11 protein-coding genes are annotated in these 15,484 nt (G+C 59.1%); 8 read left to right on the plus strand and 3 right to left on the minus strand.

Annotated elements, in window-relative coordinates:
* Nucleotides 1-84: 84 nt before the first annotated feature.
* Together CU_RS00975 and aceA are read right to left on the minus strand one after the other, a co-directional pair.
* The gene (locus CU_RS00975) at nt 85-573 is read right to left on the minus strand and encodes a carboxymuconolactone decarboxylase family protein (RefSeq protein ID WP_012359456.1); all 489 of its coding nucleotides are present in this window, start codon (nt 571-573) and stop codon (nt 85-87) included.
* A 177-nt stretch (nt 574-750) separates the two neighbouring features.
* Nucleotides 751-2,043: an isocitrate lyase gene (gene aceA, locus CU_RS00980; RefSeq protein WP_012359457.1), complete on the minus strand. Its 1,293-nt coding sequence runs from the start codon at nt 2,041-2,043 to the stop codon at nt 751-753.
* A 467-nt stretch (nt 2,044-2,510) separates the two neighbouring features.
* On the opposite strand from aceA, the gene CU_RS00985 reads away from it, so the two are divergent.
* Nucleotides 2,511-4,715 carry a malate synthase G gene (locus tag CU_RS00985; protein WP_041628440.1) on the plus strand — a complete coding sequence of 735 codons (2,205 nt, stop codon included), beginning with the start codon at nt 2,511-2,513 and terminating at the stop codon, nt 4,713-4,715.
* Nucleotides 4,716-4,849: 134 nt separating this feature from the next.
* Here the strand turns inward: CU_RS00985 and CU_RS00990 are convergent, their stop codons facing one another.
* Nucleotides 4,850-5,503 carry a CGNR zinc finger domain-containing protein gene (locus CU_RS00990; RefSeq protein ID WP_012359459.1) on the minus strand — a complete coding sequence of 218 codons (654 nt, stop codon included), beginning with the start codon at nt 5,501-5,503 and terminating at the stop codon, nt 4,850-4,852.
* Between the two features lie 52 nt (nt 5,504-5,555).
* Here CU_RS00990 and CU_RS00995 point away from each other — a divergent pair, with 52 nt between their 5' ends.
* The 7 genes from CU_RS00995 (at nt 5,556) to CU_RS01010 (ending at nt 15,480) form a co-directional block, all read left to right on the plus strand.
* Nucleotides 5,556-6,734, plus strand: a complete 1,179-nt coding sequence (locus CU_RS00995; RefSeq protein WP_012359460.1) for an MFS transporter — start codon at nt 5,556-5,558, stop codon at nt 6,732-6,734.
* A 1-nt stretch (nt 6,735) separates the two neighbouring features.
* Nucleotides 6,736-7,731, plus strand: coding sequence for an FAD-dependent oxidoreductase (locus CU_RS10255; protein ID WP_012359461.1), 996 nt, complete (start codon nt 6,736-6,738; stop codon nt 7,729-7,731).
* A 164-nt stretch (nt 7,732-7,895) separates the two neighbouring features.
* A complete protein-coding gene (locus tag CU_RS10260; protein WP_012359462.1) occupies nt 7,896-8,318 on the plus strand; it encodes a PaaI family thioesterase in 423 nt (140 codons plus the stop codon).
* A 5-nt stretch (nt 8,319-8,323) separates the two neighbouring features.
* Nucleotides 8,324-9,466 (plus strand): acyl-CoA dehydrogenase family protein, encoded by a 1,143-nt coding sequence (locus tag CU_RS10265; protein WP_012359463.1) that lies wholly within the window; start codon nt 8,324-8,326, stop codon nt 9,464-9,466.
* Between the two features lie 27 nt (nt 9,467-9,493).
* Entirely contained in the window at nt 9,494-11,710 is a 2,217-nt protein-coding gene (locus tag CU_RS01000) for a malate synthase G (protein ID WP_012359464.1), read from the plus strand.
* 201 nt (nt 11,711-11,911) lie between these two features.
* Complete coding sequence (locus CU_RS01005) at nt 11,912-12,745, plus strand: HAD family hydrolase (protein ID WP_081477608.1); 834 nt, start codon at nt 11,912-11,914, stop codon at nt 12,743-12,745.
* 173 nt (nt 12,746-12,918) lie between these two features.
* Nucleotides 12,919-15,480, plus strand: coding sequence for a glycoside hydrolase family 65 protein (locus CU_RS01010; RefSeq protein WP_012359466.1), 2,562 nt, complete (start codon nt 12,919-12,921; stop codon nt 15,478-15,480).
* The last annotated feature ends 4 nt before the right edge of the window (nt 15,481-15,484 follow it).

Below are 15,484 nucleotides of genomic sequence, written 5' to 3' on the forward strand. Positions count from 1 at the left end.
AACGAGATCGTGATGGGCGCCCCTCTGGATGGGGCGCCCATTGTTGTCGCACGGGCAGTGCGCCGTTGTGTGAAGGGGCCGAGCTTAGGAGTAGTTGGCCTCGTGGGGCGGGTGGCCGCTGGCGATGGACACGCGGTTGAAGGCGTTGATCGTGACGATCGACCACTCGAGGACTGCGAGCTTCTCCTCATCAAGGGCGTGTTGCGCTCGCTGTTGGACGTCCACCAGCTCTGGGCCACTGATCGCTCCGGTGGTCCCGCGGCCGATGGTTAAGGCTTCGGCGAGTTCGAGGGCGATGCGCTCTTCCTCCGTGTAGGCCGCGGCGTCCTGCCAGCTGGGCAGCAGGTCGAGCTTGAGCTCGGAGACGCCCGCGCGCCGGGCGGCGGGGACGTGCACGCTCAGGCAGGCTGGGCAGCCGTTGATCTGGGAGACGCGGACGTTGACCAGCTCGGCGAGTGCGCGGCTGAGGCCAGCGGCGCGTTCTGCCCGGCGGACGTGGCGGGTCACACCGGTGAGTGCCTTATAGATCTCGGGGTGAGTCTTATCGAGGAATGGGCGTTCGGCGGAGCTCATCGGTTTTCCTTCGCGGTGTGGATCGGTGTTTGGGCTTCGTTATGGGGAGGGTAGCGGAAAGCACAAAGCCGGGTGGGAAGCCACGGTGATGTGGTTTCCCACCCGGCTGGGTGGTGCTAGCGCGCGGCCGTTGTTGTGGTGCGTGGTGGCCGGTGCGCTAGGCGGACAGTTCCGTGATTAGAACTGGCCCTCCTCGGTGGAGCCCTTCAGGGCGGTGGTGGAGGAGTTCGGGTCGACGGTGGTTGCGATGGCGTCGAAGTAGCCTGCACCGACCTCGCGCTGGTGCCTGACGGCGGTGAAGCCGCGCTCCTCGGCAGCCTTGAACTCGCGGTTCTGCAGGTCGACGAATGCGGTCATCTGCTCGCGAGCGTAGCCGTAAGCCAGGTCGAACATGGAGTAGTTCAGGGCGTGGAAGCCAGCCAGGGTGATGAACTGGAACTTGAAGCCCATTGCGCCCAGCTCGTTCTGGAACTTGGCGATCTCGTCTGCCTCGAGGTGTGCGGACCAGTTGAAGGACGGGGAGCAGTTGTAGGCCAGCAGCTGGTCTGGGTACTCCTCGTGGACCGCCTCGGCGAACTTCTTAGCCAGCTCGAGGTCCGGGGTGCCGGTCTCCATCCAGATGAGGTCAGCGTACGGAGCGTATGCCTTCGCACGAGCGATGCATGGCTCGATGCCGTTCTGGACGTTGTAGAAGCCCTCAGCGGTACGGCCGCCGGTCAGGAACGGCTTGTCGCGGTCATCGACGTCGGAGGTCAGCAGGGTTGCAGCCTCGGCGTCGGTACGTGCGACGACCAGGGTCGGGGTGTTAGCAACGTCAGCTGCCAGACGAGCAGCGTTCAGGGTACGAACGTGCTGCTGGGTCGGGATCAGGACCTTGCCGCCCAGGTGGCCACACTTCTTCTCGGAAGCGAGCTGGTCCTCCCAGTGGGAGCCAGCGGCGCCAGCCTTGATCATGGCCTTCTGCAGCTCGTAGACGTTCAGAGCGCCACCGAAGCCGGCCTCACCGTCAGCGACGATCGGGACGAGCCAGTTCTCGACGGAGTCATCGCCCTCGACGCGAGCGATCTCGTCGGCGCGCATCAGAGCGTTGTTGATGCGCTGAACAACGTTCGGCACGGAGTTAGCCGGGTACAGGGACTGGTCCGGGTAGGTGTGGCCAGAGAGGTTGGCGTCACCTGCGACCTGCCAACCGGAGAGGTAGACAGCCTTCAGGCCTGCGCGGACCTGCTGGACAGCCTGGTTGCCGGTCAGTGCGCCGAGGGCGTTGATGTAGGAGTCGTCGCCCTTGTTGACGGCCTCCCAGAGGATCTCAGCGCCGCGGCGTGCGAGGGTGTGCTCCTCGAGGACGTTGCCCTGGAGCTCTGCGACCTGCTCAGCGGTGTAGTCACGCTTGACCTGTGCCCAGCGCGGGTTCTCGTCCCAGTCCTTCTGGATTTCAGCTGCGGTACGTGGAGTTCCGACAGTCGACATGTGATGTCACTCCCTTTGTTGGTGGAGAATTGTGCCTAACAGTACGAACCTCTGAGGCCGTACGACGCTCAAGTCGGGCCCGGTGACCCCGGTGTAAAACCCGGTTGGAGGGCTCGACCTTGTGTGTCATGGGCCACTTTACCAAAGCATTCCTGCACGTCAACGGGGTGCGAGCGAGTGAATTGTGTGGGGGTAATCGCCCTTTTTGCAAAGTTTGCAAAGTTCTATCTATTCAGATTTTTTGAATCGCGGTGTGATTTGTCTCTCGTGCAGGGGTGATGCGGGGCTTTGGCGTGCAACATCCGGGGGTAACTCGGGAAATTGTTCAACGAAAAAATTTTGCTTTTCTCCAGAGAATGGGGGTAGCTGCCGTGCGCTTGTGGGCCGGTTTGCTTCTTTCGTGATCGAGGTCACCTAATGTGGGAGGGGTACTACACATGGGAAACCGCAACACAAAGGAGTCGAATATGGCCCAGACTCAGCAGACCGAACGCGTCAGCGCTGGTGGCCTCCAGGTCGCCAAGGTTCTCTATGACTTCGTGAATAACGAGGTTCTTCCGAAGGCTGGTAAGTCCGGCGAGGAAAACCAGAAGAAGTTCTGGGATGGCTTCGGCGAGATCGTCGAGAAGTTCACCCCGCGTAACAAGGAGCTGCTGGCCAAGCGCGATGAGCTGCAGGCCAAGCTCGACCAGTGGTACACCGACCACAAGGGTGCTCAGGACCCGAAGGAATACGAGGCCTTCCTCCGTGAGATCGGCTACCTGGTCGACGAGCCGGGCGAGTTCGAGATCGCGACCCAGAACATCGATAGCGAGATCGCAGAGACCGCCGGCCCGCAGCTGGTCGTCCCGATCCTCAACGCCCGCTTCGCTCTGAATGCGGCGAACGCTCGCTGGGGCTCCCTGTACGACGCCCTCTACGGCACCGACGCCATCTCCGAGGAGAACGGCCAGGAGAAGGGCAGCAGCTACAACAAGGTCCGCGGTGACAAGGTCATCGAGTGGGGCCGCGAGTTCCTGGACCGCGCAATCCCCCTGGAGTCCGGCTCTCACAAGGACGTCACCACGTACTCCGTCGCCTCCGGCCAGATCACTGGTGAGATCGACGGCGAGCAGGTCAACCTGCGCAACCCGGAGGTCTACGCAGGCTACGCCGGCGAGGAGTCCAACCCGTCCGGCATTCTGGTCCGCAACAACGGCCTGTACTTCGAGATCCAGATCGATCCGGAGTCTCCGATCGGTAAGACCGACAAGGCTGGCGTGAAGGACATCCTCATGGAGTCCGCCATCACCACCATTATGGACTTCGAGGACTCCGTCGCAGCCGTCGACGCCACCGACAAGACTCTGGGCTACCGCAACTGGCTCGGCCTGAACGTCGGCGACCTCTCCGAGGAAGTTGAGAAGAACGGCAAGACCTTCTCCCGTACCCTCAACGAGGACCGCTACTACACCGCCAAGGACGGCTCCGAGCTGCGCCTGCAGGGCCGCTCCCTGCTGTTCGTCCGTAACGTCGGTCACCTGATGCAGAACCCGGCGATCCTGGATGCCAACGGCGAGGAGATCTTCGAGGGCATCATGGATGCCGTCATCACCTCTGCAGCTGCGATCGAGGGCCTGAACAAGGACAACGCACACCGCAACTCCCGCACCGGTTCGATCTACATCGTGAAGCCGAAGCAGCACGGCCCGGAGGAGGTTGCCTTCACCAACGAGCTGTTCGGTGCAGTGGAGGATCTGCTGGGTCTGGAGCGGTTCACTCTGAAGGTCGGCGTGATGGATGAGGAGCGTCGTACCACCGCCAACCTGGATGCCTGCATCGCAGAGGTTAAGGAGCGCCTGGCGTTCATTAACACCGGCTTCCTGGACCGCACCGGTGATGAGATCCACACCTCCATGCTGGCCGGCCCGATGGTTCGCAAGGCGGACCTGCAGACCGCGCCGTGGAAGATCGCCTACGAGGACAACAACGTCGACGCCGGCCTGGCACACGGCCTGCCGGGCAAGGCTCAGATCGGTAAGGGCATGTGGGCCAAGACCGAGCTGATGGCGGACATGCTCGCACAGAAGATCGGTCAGCCAAAGGAGGGCGCATCCACCGCGTGGGTTCCGTCCCCGACCGGTGCGACCCTGCACGCGACCCACTACCACGAGGTGGATGTTTTTGAGGTGCAGGACAAGCTGCGCACCGAGGGTCGTCGCGAGACCCTGGGCGACATCCTTACCCTGCCGGTGGCGGAGTCTGCTGATTGGTCTGCTGAGGAGATCGCCGAGGAGATCGACAATAACTCCCAGTCCATCCTGGGTTATGTGGTCCGCTGGGTGGAGCAGGGTGTTGGTTGCTCCAAGATCCCGGACATCCACGACATCGACCTGATGGAGGACCGCGCGACCTGCCGCATTAACTCCCAGCACCTGGCCAACTGGCTCAAGCACGGCGTGGTGACCGAGGAGCAGGTCCTCGACTCCCTGCAGCGTATGGCTGCGAAGGTCGACCAGCAGAACGCTGGGGATGCTGCCTACCGCAACATGGCGCCGGACTTTGACGAGTCTGTGGCTTTCCAGGCTGCGAAGGATCTGGTGTTTAAGGGTCTGGAGCAGCCGGCTGGTTATACCGAGCCGATCCTGCATGCACGTCGTTTGGAGTTCAAGGCTAAAAACGGCATCGCCTAATTAGCTACATTTAGGGAGGTGCTCGTTCTCGCACCCCCTGCAAATTAGATCCCGTCTCTGAGGCTGTTAACGGAGCCTTGGGGCGGGGTTTTCTCTTTGACTGGTGCAGAATAGATGCTGGTTAAGAGCCCGGGTTACTTGTTATGAGAGTGGCGACGGGCTTTAGCCCGATTGCCACAGTCCTTCATCGAGCACCACTGCCTCCGCAGGCCGTTAGAGCGATCCTCGAAGAGAATTCCACAACGCTCGTGGCCGCATATCTTCAATCGCTGCCGGTCATTAGTTCCGAAAAGTGCAACCGCGTCGGCAGCGACAAAACCTAATGCCTGCTCCAGCTCAAGATTCTTTGCCAGTGTCGTCCCAAGATCCGACTCTTCACTGTGAAGCAGATGCGGAGAGAAGGACTGAGTATCCAACTGAAGTAAAGGTCGACTAGTGGACCAGTCGTTGAGTACATCGATGGTGGAGTTTAACTCGAATGGGGAGAGCGTATTCATGCCGAGGTTATGCTCTGCCAAAAGTAGAACTGCCTCGCGAAGCGTCGTAACGCATTCCTGATCAATCGGCATTGGAGTTTCCACAAGCTCAGGAAGCTCGCCGGCCCATGACGTCGCCCGGCGAGCTTGGTTAAGCCAGCTGGCGAAGTCAGAACGATCGTGTAGAAGGTCCACCGTAGGATGCAGCGGATCTTTACGGCGCCGAAGGGTATTCGCAAAGTCAAGAGCAGGCCGCTCGCCATAAAACACAAAGGAAAGCTGGCGAAGCTGGTTTGTGGATGAAGTATTCATAAAATCTACAGTACCTCTTGAACTAACCCCCTCAGGGGGTTAGTGTTGGGTTATGGCACGTCGCACACTTCCTCTGGCTTTGTATGCGTTTCCGTTGGTGGCTGGATTCATGCTGCCGAACCTCGTGACCCCGCTGATGGAACTGTGGCGTGCGGATATTGGCTTCTCTGCAGGGACACTGACGCTCATCTTCATCATGTACCTTGGAGGGCTCGCGCCAGCCTTCTTGTTGGCACCGGGGCTCAGTGATAGTTGGGGAAGAAAACGTACACAGCAAGTGGCTGTGGTGCTCGGTATTGTTTCGTGTCTCTTTTACGTCTTAGCGGACAGCATTCCAGTACTGCTACTGGCTCGGATCCTTACGGGTTTGTGCTCCGGAACTCTCTTGGTGCTAGGGCCATCTGCTGTGCAAGGTATGGCTAGTGAGGATGAATCTTCTAAAGCTACGCTCACGGCCACGTTAGGTATCGCAATAGGGCTGGCGGGCGGGCCCCTGTTTGCGGGCGTGGTTGCGCAGTTGGCTCCATGGCCGACGAAGACGGTTTTCGTTCTTATGGCTCTCCTTCTCGCAATATCGCTGGTAGTGATCGGAACAGAACTGGAGACGGAGCGTAAGCCCAGGAGAGACTTGTTGCCCCACAAGGGGCTGGGGAAGAAAGACCAGCGTGTTGTTCTTGCTGGTCTCGGGGCTTTTGGTCCGGGAATGACGGCTGCTGGAATTGTTTTGGCACTGTCTCCAACACTTCTCAACGGAATTAGTGAAACAAGCGGACCCCTGGGTGCTGGCCTGATTGCAGGAGGTATGTATGCGGTTAGCCCGATCGCGCAGAGTCTAGTCCGTCGACTCCACAGCCTTGCGCACATCAGATTCTCTATGGTGCTAATCGCGTTGGCGATGTGCATCTTTGGCGCAGCAATGACGCAACAGAGCTTATGGTTCCTGATTCTAAGCGCGGTACTTATAGGTGCAGGGCAAGGGGTTAGTAATTTGGGCAGCTTTGGACTGATCCATCAAGAGGTTGACGAAGATTCGGTGCCTGGAGCAACAGCACTTTTGAGTTTGGGTACGTATGCCGCTGCGAGTGTTGTTCCTCTGGCAGGTGGGTACCTCATCGATCTAACCGGATTGTCGATTGCAAGCCTATGCATGGCGTTAGGAGTGGGTCTAATGGTTGCGGTGGGGTTTGTGTTTGCCCGGCAGAGCTATATTGACCAAACAAGGAGTGCCTAAAATGAAGATTGGAATTGTAGGGGCAGGAATTGCTGGCCTTGCGCTGGCTAATCTCTTGGATCATGCAAAATACGAGATCCAACTGATTGACAGCGCCGAATCGCTGGAGCCGATTGGCGCTGGTTTCACTTTGCAGCCGAACGGGCTCGAAGTGTTAAGAAGAATATTTCAGGACGATAATCCCTTCAGGGAAGCAGCGCTGGTAAGCACGTCGACAATCTATGATTCACAAGGCGAGCAATTGCCTATCGATATTATGGGCGAGCTCAGCGCTACCAACAAGTCCTACTCTATTCATCGAGGAGATATTCATTCTGCTCTACTGAGGAACCTCGATAGAAAAATCGGTCTATATACGTCGCGCCGAGTGGAACGCCTCGACGATCGTTCCACCGTTGGCAAAATGAGAGTCCAATATGAGAATGGACAGATAGAAAAGTTTGATCTAATAGTTGGGGCAGACGGCATTAAGAGCGTAGTTCGTAGGTTTGTTGAGCCGTCGGGAAGTCTCACTTATGGCAACGGTATTGCAGTGAGGACAATCGTTCCTAGAACAGAAAATGACCAAAAGTATCAAAATTTCCAAGCCTGGATGGGGAGGGGAAAAGTTGTACTTGCATATCCGGTCAAGAGTGGGACGAAGCTAAACCTAGCCTTCTATCTGACGGGCGGAAACACCGCAAGTTCATCTTGGTCGCAGCCAGTTGATTTGAAGTGGCTGGCAAAAGAGTTCCATGGTTGGGATACGCGATTGCAAGATCTCATTGCTCGTTCAACAGATGCATTCAGTTGGAAACTGGCGGACCTAAAGCCTTTGTCTACCTGGCATAGGGAAGGCTCAGTATTGATAGGTGATGCTGCTCATGCCATGCTGCCCTACCTAGGGCAAGGAGCCAACCAGTCTTTGGTTGATGCTATCGAATTGTCGAGGGCTTTGAATCAAGCAAATGATCATGTTTCAGCGATAAATTCACTAAAAAAGCTACGAAACGGGTAGAAAACTTTCCGCCGAAAAAAATGCAGCAATTTTCACGTTGTGCGGGCGATCTGTTTAAGCAAGACTTCGATGGTGATAGGGATCTAAAGGTAGCTAGAGTCAACCAGCTGTTAACTGAGTTGCGTAGCAATTAGAAGAGCGATTTATATAGGAGGTTATACACAGTGGGGAAGAAAGGTAAACTTGATGCTTTACTTGAAGCGAGTGTCGAAAACGGGTTCGATTCAAGTTTAAATTTGAATTATGTCTCGGTTGAGCAAGATGAAGTCCGCGCAGCGATAACTATTGATTCGTCACTATGGCAGCCAGCTGGGATTGTCCACGGGGGAGTTTTCTGCTCCATTGTCGAATCGGTTGCTTCAGCGGGCGCAACAGCCTGGGTTTTAGAAAATAGTACCGAGCGCGCTTTCGTTGGAATTGCTAATACCACCGACTTTTTCCGAAGCGTACGGGATGGCGGGTTGACCGCTATTGGTCGCCCGCTACATCAGGGGAGACGGACGCAGGTTTGGTCGGTTGAGGTCTTTGCTAGGGACATATTGGTTGCCCGTGGGACGCTCCGCGGGCAAAACATTAGAAGAGGGTGAAATAGGTGCCATACGAGCTTGAGAATGAGCTTCGCGCTTTGGTCAGGAAGATCGTCGCAAGACAGGGGGATGCGCTTGATCAAAGTTCCACCTGCGATGAGCTTGGTCAGTATGATTTATGGAGAGAGCTTAGTGATCACGGGCTAATTGGTGCCGGACTTCCTTGCAAGTATGGAGGTGGTGGTCAAGGCTTGTTCGCCCTGAGTATCGTCGCAGAAGAGCTTGCTCGGCAGGCTCGCCTGCCTGTGTTGCTAGTGATGTCGCCGGGGATAGTAGGATCAATCCTTCTTCACGGCGGAAGCGCTGAGCAGAAAGAGGAATTCCTGCCAAAGATTGCCGCTGGTGACCTTAAATGTGCTTTTGCTATTACGGAACCGGATGCAGGAAGTAACACTCATAGGATCAGTACTTCATTAACTCCTTTGGGTGATGGAAAGTATAGCTTGACTGGAACCAAGTGCTTTATTTCCGGCGCCGATGAAGCTCAAATGATTCTCGTTGTGGCAAAAATAAAACCAGATGGTGAAGATGCGAAACTCGGGTGTTGCCTTGTTCCTTGTGATACCGAAGGTTTAACGATGTCCAAGATTGAAACTGAGAAATTTAGCGACGACAGTCAGTGGCTTCTCAGTTTCGATCGGGTTGAAGTGGATCAATCAAGTGTAATTGGTGGCATCAGTTCGGGTTTGAAGGCACTGTTTCATGGCCTCAACCCGGAACGCATTCTCATGGCTGCTTTTTGTAATGGCATTGCCCTTCGCGCGCTTGACTTAGCCGTCGCCTATGCAGAATCTCGCGAGGTTTGGGGTGCTCCTATATCCACCCATCAGGCTATTTCGCATCCACTCGCAGAGGTAAAAATAGATATAGAGTTGGCACGGAATATGACTTTTCGTGCGGCTTCAGATTTCGACTCCGGCGGGGACTGTGGCGCCAGTGCAAATTATTCTAAATTTGCTGCGGCCAGGGCTGCAGTAAAGAGTGTTGATCGGGCGATCCAGACCCACGGTGGTAACGGATTTGTGAAGGATTATCGTGTCTCAGAATTATTCTGGCCGGCACGTTTGTTTCGAACGGCGCCTGTCAGTGAGGAGATGATTCTGAACTACGTAGCCAACAATATTCTCGGTATGCGCCGATCCTACTAGATGTTTTCTGAAAAGGAGTATTTTACAATGATTTCTAATTCCGCTATTTCTCAAGGTGCCGAGCGCGTAACCGCTGGCGGCCTTCAGGTTGCCAAGACTCTCTATGACTTCGTTAACACTGAGGTACTTCCCGTCATCGGCAAGGATTCCGCCGCGGAGCAGGAGAAGTTCTGGGATGGCTTCGGCAAGATCGTCGAGGAGTACACCCCGCGTAACCGCGAGCTGCTGAACACTCGCGACGAGCTGCAGAAGAAGATGGACGCCTGGTATGAGGATCACAAGGGTGCTCAGGATCCGGAGGAGTACAAGGCCTTCCTGAAGGAGATCGGCTACCTGGTTGACGAGCCGGGCGACTTTGAGATTACGACCCAGAATATAGATAGCGAGATCGCAGAGACTTCCGGCCCACAGCTGGTTATTTCGGCGTTGAACGCCCGCTTCGCGCTGAACGCGGCGAATGCCCGCTGGGGTTCTCTGTACGACGCTTTGTACGGCACCGATGCTATCTCCGAGGAAAACGGCCAGGAGAAGGGCACTGGTTACAACAAGGTCCGCGGTGACAAGGTCATCGAGTGGGGTCGCGAGTTCCTGGACCGCGTTGTACCGCTGGAGTCCGGTTCCCACAAGGACGTCACCAAGTACGCCGTCGAGTCTGGCCAGCTGACCGCCACCATCGACGGCAACGATGTGCACCTGCGCGAGCCCGAGGTTTACGTCGGCTTCGGCGGTGACAAGGCCAACCCGACCGACATTCTGCTGTACAACAACGGTCTGCATATCGACATCCAGATTGACCCGGAGTCCCCGATCGGCAAGACCGACAAGGCCGGTGTGAAGGACCTGAACCTCGAATCCGCAGTGACGACAATTATCGATTTTGAAGACTCAGTGGCAGCTGTGGATGCAGAGGATAAAACTCTGGGTTATCGCAACTGGCTTGGGCTAAATGTTGGTAATCTGACAAAAACTATTACCAAGTCGGGGCGAACCTTCACCCGTAAGCTCAACGAGGATCCTGTGTTTACCTCCCGTGATGGTGAGGAGCTGCGTCTGCATGGTCGTTCCCTGCTGTTCGTGCGTAACGTTGGCCACCTGATGCAGAACCCGGCGATCCTGGATCAGAACGGCGAGGAGATCTTTGAGGGCATCATGGATGCCGTTATTACTTCGGCTGCTGCGATCCCGGGTCTGGATGAGAACAACCCGCTGCGCAACTCCCGCACCGGCTCCATCTACATCGTGAAGCCGAAGCAGCACGGCCCGGAGGAGGTTGCCTTCACCAACGAGCTGTTCGGTGCAGTGGAGGATCTGCTGGGTCTGGAGCGGTTCACTCTGAAGGTCGGCGTGATGGATGAGGAGCGTCGTACCACCGCCAACCTGGATGCCTGCATCGCAGAGGTTAAGGAGCGCCTGGCGTTCATTAACACCGGCTTCCTGGACCGCACCGGTGATGAGATCCACACCTCCATGCTGGCCGGCCCGATGGTTCGCAAGGCGGACCTGCAGACCGCGCCGTGGAAGATCGCCTACGAGGACAACAACGTCGACGCCGGCCTGGCACACGGCCTGCCGGGCAAGGCTCAGATCGGTAAGGGCATGTGGGCCAAGACCGAGCTGATGGCGGACATGCTCGCACAGAAGATCGGTCAGCCAAAGGAGGGCGCATCCACCGCGTGGGTTCCGTCCCCGACCGGTGCGACCCTGCACGCGACCCACTACCACGAGGTGGATGTCTTCGAGGTGCAGGACAAGCTGCGCACCGAGGGTCGTCGCGAGACCCTGGGCGACATCCTTACCCTGCCGGTGGCGGAGTCTGCTGATTGGTCTGCTGAGGAGATCGCCGAGGAGATCGACAATAACTCCCAGTCCATCCTGGGTTATGTGGTCCGCTGGGTGGAGCAGGGTGTTGGTTGCTCCAAGATCCCGGACATCCACGACATCGACCTGATGGAGGACCGCGCGACCTGCCGCATTAACTCCCAGCACCTGGCCAACTGGCTCAAGCACGGCGTGGTGACCGAGGAGCAGGTCCTCGACTCCCTGCAGCGTATGGCTGCGAAGGTCGACCAGCAGAACGCTGGGGATGCTGCCTACCGCAACATGGCGCCGGACTTTGACGAGTCTGTGGCTTTCCAGGCTGCGAAGGATCTGGTGTTTAAGGGTCTGGAGCAGCCGGCTGGTTATACCGAGCCGATCCTGCATGCACGTCGTTTGGAGTTCAAGGCTAAAAACGGCATCGCCTAACACGGCTACCGACTCTCGCCAGCGCCCGTAAACGGGGCCGGTGAGTAAAACAACGGGGCGGACACACCACAACGGTGTGCCCGCCCCGTTTTCTTTTGGGGGTGGTGGCGACGGTGAGGCGGCAGTGGGGTGTGCAGGAGGAAGCGCAAAGGGAGAGTCTGCCCGGCCACAAACGGTGGCGGGGAACGTACTATCGGCAGCATGAACCCTGGGAACGTGAACAAGCGACAGCCCGAGACGTCGACAAGCGGGCAGGGGAGCGGCACTGCAGACGCAGACCTGCCCGACCTGTGCCTGCCCGATCTGTGGCAGTACGGCGCGATCCTCTTCGACCTCGACGGCGTGATTACCCCCACCGCCGACCTTCACCGGGAGGCCTGGGCTCACATGTTCAGCGAATACTTCCGCGAAATCAGCGCCACCGGGCAGAGCGTGGCCGAGTACACCGACCAGGACTACTACGACTACCTCGACGGCCGCCCGCGGACCGAGGGCATCGCCGTGCTGCTGCACTCCCGCGGCATCGACCTGCCCGCCGGTAGCGAGGAAGACACGGCAGCTGAGAACACCGTCTACGGGCTGGGGGAGCGCAAGAATGCCGAGTTCCTCCGACTGCTGGACCAGGGCATTGCGGCCTACCCGGGCAGTGTCCAGCTGCTTGACGCACTGGCTGCACCGAAGGAGGGCGTGGCCTCGCCCCGGCTGGCGATCGTCTCCTCCTCCAAGAACGCCCGCCCCGTGCTCGAGGCGGCGGGCCTGCTCGACCGCTTCGAACTCATCGTGGACGGCCTGGTCGCCGCGGAGCTCGAGCTGCCCGGCAAGCCCGCCCCGGACACCTACCTGCACGCGGCCACGTGGCTGGGAGTGCCAGCCGAGAAGGCCGTGGTGGTAGAAGACGCGCTCAGTGGAGTGGCCGCCGGGCGCAACGGCAAGTTTGGGCTCGTCGTAGGGGTGGACAGGGGAGCAGGCGAACAGGAACTCCGCGACGCCGGGGCAGACACCGTGGTGGCCGACCTCGCGGACTTCGTGGGCTAGCCCCGCCACAGTGCCACAGCGCTGGCTGTACCGCCTTGTGCGGCCGCGCAAAAGAGCCGCCGTGCAGCCGCACAAGCCAGCAACGTGACAACCCGAGCCCGCGATTCGGGGTAGTGCAACCCGCCCGCTAGACTGTGCGCGGCTCAGAAGAAAACCTCAACATGTGGGACATAATGACCTCAGCTTCGCAATCCGGCAACGCACAGCTCCAAGCCTTCCTCGCAGCCAAGCGCAACGGTGGCGCACAGGGGCCGAACCGCCCGATCGACGGTGCGGACTTGGCCACCGAAGGCTATCGGGCGGACCGCCACCACCACGGCGTCGACCCACTGGAGCTGATCGACCGCGATAACAACCCCGTCTGGGAGTGGGGCTGGGCGGAAACCAAGCCCAACCGCACCGACCTCGGGGTCGCCGAGACACTCTTCGCGCAGTCCAATGGCTATCTTGGCATGCGTGGCAATCCGCCGGAAGGCCGCGATTCCGCCGTCCACGGCACCTATATCAATGGTGTCTACGAGAACTGGAAGATCACCCACGCCGAGGACGCCTACGGCCTGGCCCGCGATGGGCAGTCCATCATCGACGTCCCCGACGCGAAGGCGATGCGCCTATACATCGACGACGAGCCGCTGCGCCTCGGCAACGCAGATATCAGTGAGTACAGCCGCACCCTCGACTTCCGCGACGGCGTGCTGCGCCGCAGCATGATCTGGCGCACCCCCGGCGGCAAGCGTGTGCGCGTGACCACCGAGCGCATGGTCAGCTTCCAGGAACGCCACCTGGCGATCATGGCTCTCGAGGTGGAGCTGCTGGATTCGGACGCCGCCGTCGTTGTCTCCTCCCAGCTGCTCAACCGGCAGGACGGCGAGGGCGAGTTCCCGGATAACAACGGACCCGTCGCCGTCCAGGACGGGGAGCTGGACCCGCGGAAGGGCTCCACCTTCGACGAGCGTGTCCTGATCCCGAAGTACCAGTCCCAGCCCGAGCCCGAGCGGGCGACCCTGGGCTACCAGGTCAACCACTCCGGCATGACGGTCGCCGCCTCCATGGACCACGAGCTGCGCGTGGACAATCCGGCGACCGCGGACTCCGGCGACGTCGAGGTGACCACGGAGGTCGCGGAGGACGTCGCCAGCGTCGTCTACCACATCAACGGCGCGAAGGGCTGTCACCTGCGCCTGGAGAAGTTCGTTAGCTACCACTCCTCCCGCCACGTGGCCCCGAAGGAGCTGGCCTTCCGCTGCGACCGCACCATCAACCGGGCGAAGCAGGTGGGCTACAGCAGCTTGGTGGAAAATCAGCGCGAGTGGCTGGGTGCATTCTGGGAGCGCTCCGATGTGCGCATCGGTGGCCAGCCAGAGCTGCAGCAGGCGGCCCGCTGGTGCATCTTCCAGCTGATCCAGGCTTCCGCGCGGGCCGAGACCACCGGCGTTCCCGCCAAGGGACTGACCGGTGCGGGCTATGGCGGGCACTACTTCTGGGACACGGAGATCTACGTGATGCCGTTCCTCAGCTACACGAACTCGAATTACGCCCGCAATGCCCTGCGCTTCCGCTACGAGATGCTGCCCTCCGCGCACGAGCGTGCCCTGGAACTTTCCCACGACGGCGTGCTCTTCCCGTGGCGCACGATTAACGGGCACGAGTCCTCCGCGTACTACGCCGCCGGCACGGCGCAGTATCACATCGACGCGGACGTGGCCTTCGCGCTGATGAAGTACTTCTACGCCACCGGGGACAAGGAATTCCTCATGCGTGAGGGCGTGGAGATCCTGCTGGGTACGGCCCGGTTCTGGGTGTCCATCGGCTTCTTTAACTCCGCGCAAGACCGCTTCGAGATCCACGCGGTCACCGGTCCGGATGAGTACACCACGGTGGTGAATAACAACCTCTACACCAACGTGATGGCGCAATATAACCTGCGCATGGCTGCGAAGGTGCTGAAGACGATGCGCGCCGAGCGGCCGGATGACTACGCGGACCTGGCTGCTCAGCACAAGCTCAACGATGCCGAGCTGGACCGCTGGGAGCTGGCAGCCGAGCAGATGTACATCCCCTTCAACGAGGAGCTGGGGATCAATCCGCAGGATGATTTCTTCCTCAACCGCCAGATCTGGGACTTGGACGACCCGAACGGTGAGCCGAAGCGCCCCCTGCTGCTGCACTATCACCCGCTGACGATCTACCGCTATCAGATCCTGAAGCAGGCGGACGTGGTGCTGGCGCTGTTCCTGCAGGGGAAGCAATTCTCCCAGGAGGTTAAGCGGGCTGACTATGATTACTACGACCTGTTGACGACGGGGGACTCCACCCTGTCGGCGGTGGTGCAGTCCATCATGGCCGCGGAGCTTGGTTATGCGGATAAGGCGTTGGAGTTCTTCCACCGCGGGCTGTTTGTGGACCTGGCGGATATGCATGGCAATACCGCTGACGGCGTGCATATCGCCTCCTGCGGTGGAGTGTGGACTGCGCTGACCTATGGCTTCGGTGGTCTGCGCGATCACGAGGGGGAGTTCACCATTGATCCCCGCTTGCCAGAGGGCTGGGAGCACCTCAGCTACAACGTCACCATTCGGGATGTCCAGGTTCGCGTGACGGTTCGCCCGGGTGAGGTGGAGCTGGTTTCCGTTCGGAGGAAGGACGCCGGCGTGGTCACGGTGCTGGGTCAGGAGGTTCGGATCACCGGTGAGTCGCAGGTTGTCGTGGGGGAGACGGTTCTCGCGGCCGGCTAGGTGC

It is taken from the genome of Corynebacterium urealyticum DSM 7109 (assembly GCF_000069945.1).
Classification (GTDB): Bacteria; Actinomycetota; Actinomycetes; order Mycobacteriales; family Mycobacteriaceae; genus Corynebacterium; species Corynebacterium urealyticum.

Excerpts from the sequence above, each read along its gene's own strand:
- CU_RS00975 (WP_012359456.1), bottom strand. The coding sequence starts at position 573 with ATGAGCTCCGCCGAACGCCCATTCCTCGATAAGACTCACCCCGAGATC.
- aceA (WP_012359457.1), bottom strand. The coding sequence starts at position 2,043 with ATGTCGACTGTCGGAACTCCACGTACCGCAGCTGAAATCCAGAAGGAC.
- CU_RS00985 (WP_041628440.1), top strand. The coding sequence starts at position 2,511 with ATGGCCCAGACTCAGCAGACCGAACGCGTCAGCGCTGGTGGCCTCCAG.
- CU_RS00990 (WP_012359459.1), bottom strand. The coding sequence starts at position 5,503 with ATGAATACTTCATCCACAAACCAGCTTCGCCAGCTTTCCTTTGTGTTT.
- CU_RS00995 (WP_012359460.1), top strand. The coding sequence starts at position 5,556 with ATGGCACGTCGCACACTTCCTCTGGCTTTGTATGCGTTTCCGTTGGTG.
- CU_RS10255 (WP_012359461.1), top strand. The coding sequence starts at position 6,736 with ATGAAGATTGGAATTGTAGGGGCAGGAATTGCTGGCCTTGCGCTGGCT.
- CU_RS01000 (WP_012359464.1), top strand. The coding sequence starts at position 9,494 with ATGATTTCTAATTCCGCTATTTCTCAAGGTGCCGAGCGCGTAACCGCT.
- CU_RS01005 (WP_081477608.1), top strand. The coding sequence starts at position 11,912 with ATGAACCCTGGGAACGTGAACAAGCGACAGCCCGAGACGTCGACAAGC.
- CU_RS01010 (WP_012359466.1), top strand. The coding sequence starts at position 12,919 with ATGACCTCAGCTTCGCAATCCGGCAACGCACAGCTCCAAGCCTTCCTC.